4 protein-coding genes, 1 tRNA gene and 3 rRNA genes are annotated in these 13,353 nt (G+C 64.5%); 7 read left to right on the top strand and 1 reads right to left on the bottom strand.

The window, feature by feature from the left end; translation table 11 throughout:
• Positions 1–81 precede the first annotated feature (81 nt).
• The 7 genes from IW245_RS27840 to IW245_RS27810 all read left to right on the top strand — a co-directional run bounded on the left by IW245_RS27840 (position 82) and on the right by IW245_RS27810 (position 12,307).
• Positions 82–2,175: a hypothetical protein gene (locus IW245_RS27840; RefSeq protein ID WP_197006110.1), complete on the top strand. Its 2,094-nt coding sequence runs from the start codon at positions 82–84 to the stop codon at positions 2,173–2,175.
• 147 nt (positions 2,176–2,322) lie between these two features.
• Positions 2,323–2,394 (top strand) — tRNA-Lys (locus IW245_RS27835).
• Positions 2,395–2,917: 523 nt separating this feature from the next.
• Positions 2,918–4,433 (top strand): 16S ribosomal RNA (locus tag IW245_RS27830).
• A gap of 423 nt (positions 4,434–4,856) precedes the next feature.
• Positions 4,857–7,967 (top strand): 23S ribosomal RNA (locus IW245_RS27825).
• A gap of 111 nt (positions 7,968–8,078) precedes the next feature.
• Positions 8,079–8,195: ribosomal RNA gene (rrf, locus tag IW245_RS27820) — 5S ribosomal RNA — on the top strand.
• Together the 16S, 23S and 5S rRNA genes form the textbook arrangement of a ribosomal RNA operon.
• Positions 8,196–8,368: 173 nt before the next feature.
• Complete coding sequence (locus IW245_RS42385; RefSeq protein ID WP_197006109.1) at positions 8,369–9,841, top strand: GGDEF domain-containing protein; 1,473 nt, start codon at positions 8,369–8,371, stop codon at positions 9,839–9,841.
• Between the two features lie 219 nt (positions 9,842–10,060).
• A complete protein-coding gene (locus IW245_RS27810; protein ID WP_197006108.1) occupies positions 10,061–12,307 on the top strand; it encodes a M4 family metallopeptidase in 2,247 nt (748 codons plus the stop codon).
• 23 nt (positions 12,308–12,330) lie between these two features.
• Here the strand turns inward: IW245_RS27810 and IW245_RS27805 are convergent, their stop codons facing one another.
• Positions 12,331–13,293 (bottom strand): hypothetical protein, encoded by a 963-nt coding sequence (locus IW245_RS27805; protein WP_197006107.1) that lies wholly within the window; start codon positions 13,291–13,293, stop codon positions 12,331–12,333.
• Positions 13,294–13,353 lie beyond the last annotated feature (60 nt).

Raw genomic sequence — 13,353 nt, 5'->3', positions numbered from 1 at the left:
AGACATTGGCCAATGTGGCTTGTGTAATGCGGTGACGTAGGGCTAATTTGCGCCTTTGCAACTTCCTACGGGGGAGACACGTTGCGCCTGTTTCGCAGCGCCATCACCGCTGTCGTCGCACTGACGGTCACAGCGGTCATTTCGCCGAGTCCCGCCTCCGCGGTGGCACCCACGGCACCCTACGACGCGTTGACCGTCGACCGCTGGGGCGCCAACTTCGTCTTCGACAAGGCCGGCGCGACCGTCGGCCAGTTCTCGACCGGCGAGATCATCGACCTGCGGGCCAGTACCGCCGACCACAACTTCTCCCTGTCGGCCGGCCCGCCGAAGGGCACGCTCTGGGAGGTCGGCAAGACCTATCCGACCGAGCGGGGCAACACCGCGACGGCGGCCGGCCTGGACGTGAGCGGCGACGGTTCGGGGTGCAACCAGCTGTTCGGCACCATCACGATCCGGGAGGCCACCCGAGACTCCGCCGGCAACCTCACGGCGTTCGCCGCCGGGTACGCGACCGGATGCGAGAACACGGAGATCGCCTACCGGGGCGAGGCCCGCTGGCACTCCACCGTCCCGTACGCGGCGGCCCAGGCCAGCCCCGGCGTACTCGACTTCGGCGACCAGGCCGTCAAGGTGCCGGGCGCGGAGAAGCAGGTCACCTTCACGTCCGCCGGGTCCGCGCCGACGAAGTTCGGCACCCCGGTCTTCGAGGGCACCGGCGCCGGCGCCTACCGCGTCTCCGGCGGCACCTGCGGCGGCGCGACCCTCAGCTTCGGGCAGACCTGCACCGTCAAGGTCCAGGCGCAGCCCGTCCAGAAGGGCGACCAGCCCGCGAACCTGATCCTCCCCGCCAACATGGCCGACGGTAAGAAGGCCATCGCGCTGTCCATGAACTCCGTGGACCCGTGGGCCGGAGCCAAGGGCACCTACACCACGCTCAACCCGAGCCGGATCCTCGACACCCGCAGCGGCAACGGGGCACCCGTCGGTCCGATCGGCCGGGCCGGCACCCTGCACCTGCAGGTCGGCGGCCGGAGCGGCGTACCGGAGTCGGGAGTGTCCGCCGTCACACTGAACGTCACCGTGACCCAGCAGACCACGTCCGGATTCCTCACGGTGTACCCGGCGGGCATAGCCCGGCCGAACGCCTCCTCGCTGAACTTCACCCCGGGCTGGACCGGCGCCAACTCCGTCACGGTCGCGGTCAGCGCCAGCGGCGGGGTCGACATCTACAACCACGAGGGCGACACGCACGTGATCGTGGACGTCACGGGCTACTTCTCGGAGACCCAGAGTGCGTACTCGATGAACGGGCTCTACCACCCGCTCACGCCCCGCCGGCTGATCGACACCCGCGACGGCGACGCCAAGCTGCCCTCCGGCTACTACCTGCGGTCCGCGCTGGACTTCGGCGCGGCCAACCAGCACATCAAGGCGTGGGCCGTGAACGTCACGGCGACGGAGGCGGAGTCCGACGGCTTCCTGACGGCCTGGAACGGGCGGACCGACACCCTGCGGGAGACGTCGACGCTGAACTACCGGCGCGACCAGAACGTGCCGAACATGGCCATCGTGCCGGTCGCCGCCTGCTGGGGCTGCGGCGCATCGGAGAACTGGCCGTCGATCGGCGTGTACACGCTGGCGACCACGCACGTGATCGTGGACATCGTCGGCTTCTTCGACGACGGCACCTACTCGGCGGACGGGCTGCGGTTCGACCCGGTCACCCCGACCCGGATCGTCGACACCCGCGACAGCCTCGGGGTGTCCGGCCCACTGGGCCAGGCGTCCACGACGAAGGTCACCGCCCCGGCCGCCATCCTGAGTACCCAGGGCGGCGCGACCTCCAGCCTGGCGCTGAACGTCACCGCGGTGGACCCGACAGCGCTGACCTTCATGAGCGTGTGGGCCAACGGCGTCGCGGGCCAGGACCGACCGGCGGTCAGCAACCTGAACCCGTCCCCGGGCAAGGTGACCCCGAACGCCGCGATCACCCAGATCGGCCCGTCGAGCGCGTTCAACGTCTACAACCACGCCGGCAACGTCCAGCTGGTCGTCGACGTGGTGGGCCGCTACTTCCTCCACCCGACGACGGCGGGCGCCGCGCTCCGGATGGCCGCTCCGATCGGGACCCCGACCATCGGGGCCAGCTACACGTCCGCCTTCAGAGCGCCCTGACGGGTACGAACACAGCGGCGCTCCGGGATCCCGGGGCGCCGCTTCTCCGTGTACAGGCCCGCACCGGTGACGGGAGCGGTCAGGAGGCGTTGTCCTGGGCATCCAAGGTCGAATTCGGTCGCCCGGTCGGGTAGCCTGAGGCGCTGAGGGCCGCTAGCTCAATGGCAGAGCAACGGACTTTTAATCCGTGGGTTCAGGGTTCGACCCCCTGGCGGCCCACCCTCTGAACTGGGAACATCCATGCACCTGGCTGCGAGCCGGTGTGTCCGCTGCGGACAGAGTCCCAGCCGGAGGACGGTCCGGTCGGTGCGGGTGTGAGCAGGGCTACGGCGGCCCGATTTTGCATCGGGGGGCCGACTGGGTAGAGTTCTCCAAGGCGCCAGCGAGCCGGGCGAGCGGATCTCTTCTTCGGAGGAAGATCGCGAGTGGCCGGGCTGGTAGCTGTAGTGGACTCCAAGCTGATCGATCAGGGTTAATACCCCGGATTTGGGACGCGGGAATGGGCCTGCTAGAGTAACTCGAGTAAGACAAGCGGTAAACAAAACCCCCAGGGTGACTTAACGGTTGCTGAGTGGTGTGTGTTTGTTCTTTGAGAACTCAACAGGGTGTCGGAAAGTTAGTGCCAATTATGATTTACCCCGTCCCAGCTATGGCTGGAGATGTGGATTCCTTTGGTAATGGACAACAGCGGCAAAGTAATATCTTTGTCAGCTATTGTTCTTTGCCGGGGTGCAAACAAACCTTATTGGAGAGTTTGATCCTGGCTCAGGACGAACGCTGGCGGCGTGCTTAACACATGCAAGTCGAGCGGAAAGGCCCTTCGGGGTACTCGAGCGGCGAACGGGTGAGTAACACGTGAGCAACCTGCCCTTGGCTTCGGGATAACCATCGGAAACGGTGGCTAATACCGGATACGACACAGTCTCGCATGGGATCTGTGTGGAAAGTTTTTCGGCCAGGGATGGGCTCGCGGCCTATCAGCTTGTTGGTGGGGTGATGGCCTACCAAGGCGACGACGGGTAGCCGGCCTGAGAGGGCGACCGGCCACACTGGGACTGAGACACGGCCCAGACTCCTACGGGAGGCAGCAGTGGGGAATATTGCGCAATGGGCGGAAGCCTGACGCAGCGACGCCGCGTGAGGGATGACGGCCTTCGGGTTGTAAACCTCTTTCAGCAGGGACGAAGCGCAAGTGACGGTACCTGCAGAAGAAGCACCGGCCAACTACGTGCCAGCAGCCGCGGTAAGACGTAGGGTGCGAGCGTTGTCCGGATTTATTGGGCGTAAAGAGCTCGTAGGCGGCTCGTCGCGTCGGTTGTGAAAACTCTAGGCTTAACCTGGAGCTTGCAACCGATACGGGCGGGCTAGAGTTCGGTAGGGGAGACTGGAATTCCTGGTGTAGCGGTGAAATGCGCAGATATCAGGAGGAACACCGGTGGCGAAGGCGGGTCTCTGGGCCGATACTGACGCTGAGGAGCGAAAGCGTGGGGAGCGAACAGGATTAGATACCCTGGTAGTCCACGCTGTAAACGGTGGGTGCTAGGTGTGGGGACCTCTCCAGGTCTCCGTGCCGCAGCTAACGCATTAAGCACCCCGCCTGGGGAGTACGGCCGCAAGGCTAAAACTCAAAGGAATTGACGGGGGCCCGCACAAGCGGCGGAGCATGCGGATTAATTCGATGCAACGCGAAGAACCTTACCTGGGTTTGACATGTGCGCTAAAACTCTAGAGATAGAGTGTCCTTCGGGGGCGTTCACAGGTGGTGCATGGCTGTCGTCAGCTCGTGTCGTGAGATGTTGGGTTAAGTCCCGCAACGAGCGCAACCCTCGTTCCATGTTGCCAGCACGTTATGGTGGGGACTCATGGGAGACTGCCGGGGTCAACTCGGAGGAAGGTGGGGATGACGTCAAGTCATCATGCCCCTTATGTCCAGGGCTTCACGCATGCTACAATGGCCGGTACAATGGGCTGCGATACCGTGAGGTGGAGCGAATCCCAAAAAGCCGGTCTCAGTTCGGATCGGGGTCTGCAACTCGACCCCGTGAAGTCGGAGTCGCTAGTAATCGCAGATCAGCAACGCTGCGGTGAATACGTTCCCGGGCCTTGTACACACCGCCCGTCACGTCACGAAAGTCGGCAACACCCGAAGCCGGTGGCCCAACCCGTAAGGGAGGGAGCCGTCGAAGGTGGGGCTGGCGATTGGGACGAAGTCGTAACAAGGTAGCCGTACCGGAAGGTGCGGCTGGATCACCTCCTTTCTAAGGAGCCTCTTTACCGCGAAAGCGGTCAAAGACCCCGCACTGGGCGAGTGTCCTGGTGGGGGTGTGCTTAATGGTGGAGACACTAACTAGTTCAACTCCGACAACGGCCACAACCCCTAGTACAGCCAGCTCGCTGGTGGGAACGGAAGAGTGGTGCGGTTGGAGTTGTAAGACACCCTGTTGAGTCCTGAAAGAACAAACCATGGTCCTGCGGACAGCAGATGCAAGCATCTGGGGTCCGCAGACTGCTGGGGATGTCTTTCATGCGAGGACACAGTCCGCGCCTTCTGCGACATACCGGTCGACGATGCCAGTGATGGTGGGTTCGGTGTTGGTGTTGTGGGTGGTGGTGTGGGGTTGGTTGTTTTTTGAGAACTGTATAGTGGACGCGAGCATCTTATTTACTTTGGTCAATGTTGTGGTCAAGTTGATAAGGGCACACGGTGGATGCCTTGGCACCAGGAGCCGATGAAGGACGTTGGAGGCTGCGATAAGCCTGGGGGAGTTGCCAACCTAGCGTTGATCCCAGGATTTCCGAATGGGGGAACCCAGCCAGAGTCATGTCTGGTTACCCACGTCTGAACACATAGGGCGTGTGGAGGGAACGCGGGGAAGTGAAACATCTCAGTACCCGCAGGAAGAGAAAACAACATGTGATTCCGTGAGTAGTGGCGAGCGAAAGCGGATGAGGGTAAACCGAGTGGCGTGTGATAGCCGGCAGGCGTTGCGTCATCGGGGTAGTGGGACCACTTGGATTCTTCTGCCGAAGGATCGGGAAGTCAAAAAATTGTGTGTTAGTCGAATGGCTTGGAAAAGTCGACCGTAGACGGTGAGAGTCCGGTAGGTGAAAGCGCACAGTCTTTCTGGAGTGGTATCCCGAGTAGCTGCGGACCCCTGAAATCTGCAGTGAATCTGCCAGGACCACCTGGTAACCCTAAATACTCCCTGGTGACCGATAGCGGACTAGTACCGTGAGGGAAAGGTGAAAAGTACCCCGGGAGGGGAGTGAAATAGTACCTGAAACCGTGTGCCTACAATCCGTCGGAGCTGACCGCCTTGTGCGGGAGGTGACGGCGTGCCTTTTGAAGAATGAGCCTGCGAGTTAGCGATACGTCGCGAGGTTAACCCGTGTGGGGTAGCCGTAGCGAAAGCGAGTCTGAATAGGGCGACTCAGTGGCGTGTCCTAGACCCGAAGCGGAGTGATCTAGCCATGGGCAGGTTGAAGCGCGGGTAAGACCGCGTGGAGGACCGAACCCACCAATGTTGAAAAATTGGGGGATGACCTGTGGTTAGGGGTGAAAGGCCAATCAAACTCCGTGATAGCTGGTTCTCCCCGAAATGCATATAGGTGCAGCGTCACGTGTTTCTTGCCGGAGGTAGAGCACTGGATAGCCTAGGGGGCCCACAAGCTTACTGAAGTTAGCCAAACTCCGAATGCCGGTAAGTGAGAGCGTGGCAGTGAGACTGCGGGGGATAAGCTCCGTAGTCGAGAGGGAAACAGCCCAGATCACCAGCTAAGGCCCCTAAGCGTGTGCTAAGTGGAAAAGGATGTGGGATCGCATAGACAACCAGGAGGTTGGCTTAGAAGCAGCCACCCTTTAAAGAGTGCGTAATAGCTCACTGGTCAAGTGGTTCCGCGCCGACAATGTAGCGGGGCTCAAGCACACCGCCGAAGCTGTGGCACTCACACAATAGCCCGGCCCGTAAGGGTCCAGGTGTGTGGGTGGGTAGGGGAGCGTCGTGTGGCGAGTGAAGCAGCGGTGTGAACCAGTTGTGGACGCCACACGAGTGAGAATGCAGGCATGAGTAGCGAATGCAGGGTGAGAAACCCTGCCGCCGGATGACCAAGGGTTCCAGGGTCAAGCTAATCTGCCCTGGGTAAGTCGGGACCTAAGGCGAGGCCGAGAGGCGTAGTCGATGGACAACGGGTTGATATTCCCGTACCCGCGAAGAAGCGCAAACGCTGAACCTTCCTGTACTAACCACCTCCTGAGACGGATCCCTTCGGGGTGAGGTTGATGGGGCTGGGAACTTGGGGGGTAGTAGGTGAGCGATGGGGTGACGCAGGAAGGTAGTCCAGCCCGGGCGGTGGTTGTCCCGGGGTAAGCCTGTAGGGCGAGACATAGGCAAATCCGTGTCTCATACAGCCTGAGAGGTGATGCCGAGCCGATTATGGTGAAGTGGATGATCCTATGCTGCCGAGAAAAGCCTCTAGCGAGTTTCGAGCGGCCCGTACCCCAAACCGACACAGGTGGTCAGGTAGAGAATACCAAGGCGATCGGGTGAACTGTGGTTAAGGAACTCGGCAAATTACCCCCGTAACTTCGGGAGAAGGGGGGCCGGAGACGTGATCCCACTTGCTGGGGGAGCGTTGTATGGCCGCAGAGACCAGGGGGAAGCGACTGTTTACTAAAAACACAGGTCCGTGCGAAGTCGTAAGACGATGTATACGGACTGACGCCTGCCCGGTGCTGGAACGTTAAGGGGACCGGTTAATCCTTCGGGGTGAAGCTGAGAACTTAAGCGCCAGTAAACGGCGGTGGTAACTATAACCATCCTAAGGTAGCGAAATTCCTTGTCGGGTAAGTTCCGACCTGCACGAATGGCGTAACGACTTCCCCACTGTCTCAACCACAGGCCCGGCGAAATTGCAGTACGAGTAAAGATGCTCGTTACGCGCGGCAGGACGGAAAGACCCCGGGACCTTCACTATAGCTTGACATTGGTATTTGAATTAACTTGTGTAGGATAGGTGGGAGACTGTGAAGCGGGCACGCCAGTGTTCGTGGAGTCAACGTTGAAATACCACTCTGGTTGATTTGGGTATCTAACCTCGGACCGTGATCCGGTTCAGGGACAGTGTCTGGTGGGTAGTTTAACTGGGGCGGTTGCCTCCCAAAATGTAACGGAGGCGCCCAAAGGTTCCCTCAGCCTGGTTGGCAATCAGGTGTTGAGTGCAAGTGCACAAGGGAGCTTGACTGTGAGACTGACAGGTCGAGCAGGGACGAAAGTCGGGACTAGTGATCCGGCACTCGCATGTGGAAGCGGTGTCGCTCATCGGATAAAAGGTACCCCGGGGATAACAGGCTGATCTTCCCCAAGAGTCCATATCGACGGGATGGTTTGGCACCTCGATGTCGGCTCGTCGCATCCTGGGGCTGGAGTAGGTCCCAAGGGTTGGGCTGTTCGCCCATTAAAGCGGTACGCGAGCTGGGTTTAGAACGTCGTGAGACAGTTCGGTCCCTATCCGCCGTGCGCGTAGGATACTTGAGAAGGGCTGTCCCTAGTACGAGAGGACCGGGACGGACGAACCTCTGGTGTGCCAGTTGTTCCGCCAGGAGCACGGCTGGTTAGCTACGTTCGGAAGGGATAACCGCTGAAAGCATCTAAGCGGGAAGCCTGCTTCAAGATGAGGTATCCCACCCCTAGAGGGTTAAGGCCCCCAGCTAGACGACTGGGTTGATAGGCCAGAAATGTAAGCCCGGTAACGGGTTCAGTTGACTGGTACTAATAGGCCGAGGACTTCACCACCATTACCAGCTAAATTTGTCGCGTCCACTATACGGTTCACAGAAAACAACACCCACCAAACCCACACGAAAGTGTGTGAGTTCAGTGCGGGTGCTGTTGTTCTGAGAGAGTTACGGCGGTCATAGCGAAGGGGAAACGCCCGGCAACATTCCGAACCCGGAAGCTAAGCCCTTCAGCGCCGATGGTACTGCCCTGGGGACGGGGTGGGAGAGTAGGACGCCGCCGGACACAACTTCAACGAAAGCCCAACCCCACCCGGGGTTGGGCTTTCGTCTGTTTACGGGCCGTTCGGCTGGCCCCTCGTACCCGTCGGGTGGTGGGGGGTGGCCGAATCGGGGAGCGTCTCTGACCTGCGGCGCGTGATACTGGAGTATCCGATCGTGGGGTGGGGGTGACTGGCAGTGACAGATGAGAGCCCCCTCGACGGGGTCAACCGTCTGATCAAGGCCGGCCGGTCGACGGAGGCCGCGGAGCAGGCCGAGCTGGGCTACGCCCGCGCCGCCGATCCGAGGGAGCGGGCCAGGATGTGCCTGATCCAACTCGCGGCCCTGCTCAACCTCGGCCGGGTCGACGAGTGTCCCCCGGTGCTCGACCGGGCGCACGCCGAGCTCGCTTCGTGCGACGAGCCGGCGATGCTCGGGGAGTTCCACGCGCTGGCGGCGAGTGTCGCGCACAAGCAGGGATCGCTCGGCCGGTGCATGACGCACCTCGCGCAGGGGGTCCGGGCGCTGGAGCAGGTCCGGCGGCCCGACCACCAGGCGGCTGTCGCCTGGTTGGATCTGGCGGTCACCTACTCCTGGGCCGGGTTCGCGCAGTTGGCCGTCGAGGCGCAGCAGCGGTGCCACGAGGTGGCCCGCGCGGCCGGCCTCGATCCCGTGGACTTCGCGCATCCCGAGATCCGGGTCCGCTACGCGGTCGCGCTGGACCACCAGGGCGACGCGGACGGCTGTGCGCGGGTGCTCCGCGATGTCGTGACGAGCCTCGGACCCGACACTGTGGTGGCTTTCGAGCTGCCGTATCTGGGGTACGCGGTGGCGCGGTTGGCGGCGTTCGGTGACCGGCCGGCCCGGGATCCTCGGGTGTTGTTGCGGGTGGACCTCGAACCGTATGAGGAGGGGGCCGAGCTGCGCCGGCTCGGGGAGGCCTGCCTGGCCATCGGGGAGGGGCAGGCCGACGTCGCGGTGAAGTTGCTGGAAGACGCCACGGCGGCCAGTTGTGTGCTCGGTGGTGCCGAGGTGCCGCGGCTGCGGTCCCTGGCCCATGCCGCGCTGGGGGACCACGCCGCGGCGCTGGCCGACGAGCGGGTGGTGGCGTGCAAGGTGGCGCGGAGTACCGGTCGGATGGTCAACATGTTCCTCGAGGGCATCACCGCGCGGCTCGACCACGACGAGTTGCGCAGCAGCGTCACCCGGTATGCCGACGAGGCGCACACTGACGCGCTCACCGGTCTGCCGAATCGACGCCACCTGGAGCGGTATGTGGCCGAGCTGACCGGGCACGGCACGTACGGGATGATCGGGGTCGCCGATCTCGACGGCTTCAAGGCGGTCAACACGCTGCACGGGCACCTCGCCGGTGACCTCGTGTTGCAGCAGGTCGCGGCGATCCTGAGGCGCACCCTGCGCGGCGGGGACTTCCTGGCCCGGTACGGTGGCGACGAGTTCGTCCTCGTCCTGCCCGACACCCGGCCCGGCGAGGCCGCAGACATCAGCGCCCGGCTGACCAGGGCGGTCGCGGCCCACGACTGGGCGGCGGTGGTCCCGGGGACTCCGGTCTCCGTGACGATCGGATTGGCCGAACTGGACAGTCGCACGGATCTCACCGGGGCCTTCGAGGTCGCCGATCGGGCGATGCTGCACGCGAAGGCTGCCTGAGCCCGCGGAACGCCGGCTGCCCCTGCGAAACGTCGCCGGAGCCCGCGAAATAGCAAACTGTCATAACTGTTTAATCAGCTAAGCCCTTCTTAACGTGCATTTCACGTGACGTTACGTCACCCGTTGTGATGCTTCCCACCTCCGCAATTGCGGAGCGTGCCCGGTGGTCTCCTCCCATCGACCGCCGGGCGCGTGAGACTGGGAAGGACACCCCCTCACATGACTCACGTAGGAACCTGGTCCCGGCGGGCGGTGCTCGTCAGCACGGCCGTCGTGACCGGCGGAGTCCTGGCCACCGCCGGATTCGCCACCGCTGGCCCCCTCGAGGCCGCCACCCCGGCCCCGGTCGCCGCGAGCGCTAACCCGGACGTCGCTGTCCGTGAAGCCCTGACCGCGCTGACCGGTACCGGGAGTCACAAGCCCGTGGCCGCCGAGGGCGACAGCTACACGGCCAAGGACGTCAACGTCGATGCCGACGGCTCCCGGCACGTCCGGTTCGAGCGCACCTTCAAGGGCCTGCCCGTCCTCGGCGGCAGCGTCGTCGTGAACAGCGCCGGCAACGGCCAGTTCTCCGAGACCAAGGGCCAGGCCATCTCTGTCGACACCACCCCGAAGATCGACGCGGCCAGGGCGAGCCAGATCGTCGCCGCGAAGTGGACCGGGCTCAGCCTCGGTGCCGCGCCGGTCCTGGCGGTCGACGCGCTGGACGGTGCCCCGGCACTCGTCTGGGAGGTCAAGGCCGACGGCACGTCCGCCGACGGCACCCCGAGCCGGGGGAAGGTTCGGATCAGCGCCACGACCGGTGCGGTGCTCGGCGCGTCGAGCAGCGTCCGGACGCTGGCCGCCCCGGGAGCACGGTCCACGGCCGGTGCCGCACAGGCCGCTGCGGCGGGTCCCGCCGCCGGCAACGGCAAGGGCCTCCTGGTGGGCAACGTCGCCATCAGCGTCAACCAGAAGGCCGACGGCACGTACGAGCTGCTGGACCCGTCCCGGGGCGGCCAGGAGACCCGCGACGCCAACAACAAGGGCGCGGACGGGGTCCCGGTGCCGAAGGCGCAGACGACCGCGTTCTCCAGCGCCAACGGGACCTTCGGCGACAACACGAACAACAACCGGGCCTCGGCGGCCGTGGACGCGCACTACGGCGTCGGGCAGACCTGGGACTACTACAAGAACGTGCACGGCCGCAACGGCATCAACAACCAGGGCACCGGCGCGCTGTCGGTGGTGCACCACGGCAACGCGTACCAGAACGCCTTCTGGGACGACGACTGCTACTGCATGTCCTACGGCGACGGCGCCCTCAACCAGCACCCGTTGACCGAGCTGGACGTGGCCGGGCACGAGATGAGCCACGGCGTGACGTTCGCGACCGCGAACCTGGACTACGGCAGGCCGGACCTGGGGATCTTCAAGGAGTCCGGCGGCATCAACGAGGCCACCAGCGACATCTTCGGCACCCTGGTCGAGTTCAACGCGAACAACCCCGGCGACAACCCGGACTACTTCATCGGCGAGCAGATCAACTACTTCGGCGACAACAGGCCGCTGCGGTACCTGGACGACCCGGCCCGCGACGGGCGCTCCTTCAGCTGCTGGAACGCGCAGATGGGCACCACGCAGGACCCGCACCTGACCTCCGGCATCGGTAACCACCTGTTCTTCGTCGCGGCCGTCGGCACCGGTGCCCGCGTCGTGAACGGCGTGAACTACAACAGCCCGGCGTGCAACAACGCCCCGCAGGTCAACGGGCTGGGCAACGACAAGTTCGGCAAGATCTGGTACCGGGCGCTGACCCAGCACATGGCGTCGAACGAGACGTACCCGATGGCGCGGATCTCGACCCTCAAGGCGACCAACGAGCTCTACGGTGGCGCCGAGTGCACCACCATGAAGGCCGCGTGGACCGCTGTCGGCGTCGGTGTCCAGGCGAACGAGCCGGCGTGCGCCGGCAACCCGCAGCCGACGGCCACCCCCTCCGCCACCCCGACGGTCAAGCCGACCACCGGCACCTGCGCCGCCGGCCAGCCCGTCACCAACGGCGGCTTCGAGACGGCCACCGCCCCGTGGGCCGGGACCACCGGCGTCATCCAGGCCGGTACCGCGGCCCAGCCGGCGCACGGCGGCACCCGGATGGCGTGGCTCGGCGGTAACGGCAGCGCGGTCACCGAGTCGCTGTCGCAGTCGATCACCATTCCGGCCGGCTGCAAGGCCAGCCTGAAGTTCTACCTGCACATCGACACCGCCGAGAGCGGCGCCACGGCGTACGACAAGTTCACCGTGCTCGCCGGCACCACCAGCCTCGGCAGCTTCTCCAACGCGAACGCCGCGGCCGGCTACGTGCTGCGCAGCTACGACCTGTCCGCGTACGCCGGGCAGACCGTCACGCTGAAGTTCACCGAGACCGAGGACTACTCCCTCAAGACCAGCTTCGTCCTCGACGACGTCTCGGTCGCGCTCTCGTAACACCCTCTCCCGAACGGGGCCGGTCACCGCGTGGTGGCCGGCCCCTTCCAGTCCCATTCGAGCGCGTGCAGGCCCTGGTGGACGTCCTGGACGGCCATGGTCGCCGTCAGTCCCTCACCGATGGTCACCTCGCGCAGCACCTGGATGTCGGCGTCCCGCGAAGCCTGGACGTACTCGTGGCAGCGCTCCGGCACCGCCTGCTCGTCGAAGACCACCTCCGCGACGTACAGCCCCGCCGGCATGCTGAAGATCCGGCCGAACCGGTGCTCGGCCACGCCGCCCGGCTCGAAGGACATCGCGTAGTCGAACACCACCACGTCGCCGGGGCTCAACTCCTGGTCGAACAGCAGCTCGGTGACCGTCAACCCGGTCTCCGAGTCGGTACGCACCCGACCGCGCCGGCAACCGCGCACGGCCCGCACCACCCCGCCCGGGCGGATCGGGTCGTCGGCCTGGAACAGCACCCGGCACACGCTCACCGGCCCGACCGCCCGGCCGATGTGCCGCACCGACAGGTGCGCCTCCGTGCCGTGCCGGTCGAGTTCGTAGCGGTCGTGGATGCTCAGCCACACCAGGTCGGGGTTGATGACCTGCATGCCGGCGTCGACGCCGAGCTCGTCCAGCGCGTGCCGCAGGGAGACGTGCTCGTCGTACAGCTTCTCGAAGCCCAGCGCCGGGGTCTGCTCGACGCGGCCCCGGGGTCGGGGCGGGCCCAGCAGCGCGACCAGAGAGCCGCCGGACAGGCCCAGGACCTCCTCCAGCACCGCCACGGCCCGCAGTGACCGGGCGCGCTCCGGGCGGCTGCGACCGCGCCGCCAGAAGCTCAGGGTCGTCAGGCTGAGGGTGATGTCCCGTTCCGCGAGCTTGGCCTGGAGGCGCTCCAGGCTCAGGCCGCGGACCTCGATGGCCCGGTTCAGGGTGGCGGCGAACGGGTTGCTGCCGACGTGTTCCCGGGAGGTGGCGTCGTCGTCGGGGGATCTGGTCACGACACGATTGTGGTCGATACACCCGGCCTGTGCTGCGAAAACTCGCTCACGTTCGACCCG

It is taken from the genome of Longispora fulva, assembly GCF_015751905.1.
In the GTDB taxonomy this organism is placed as follows: Bacteria; Actinomycetota; Actinomycetes; order Mycobacteriales; family Micromonosporaceae; genus Longispora; species Longispora fulva.
The sequence above is the reverse complement of the archived record's forward strand: the minus strand, read 5'-3'. Positions and strand labels throughout refer to the sequence as shown.

Excerpts from the sequence above, each read along its gene's own strand:
- IW245_RS27810 (WP_197006108.1), top strand. The coding sequence starts at position 10,061 with ATGACTCACGTAGGAACCTGGTCCCGGCGGGCGGTGCTCGTCAGCACG.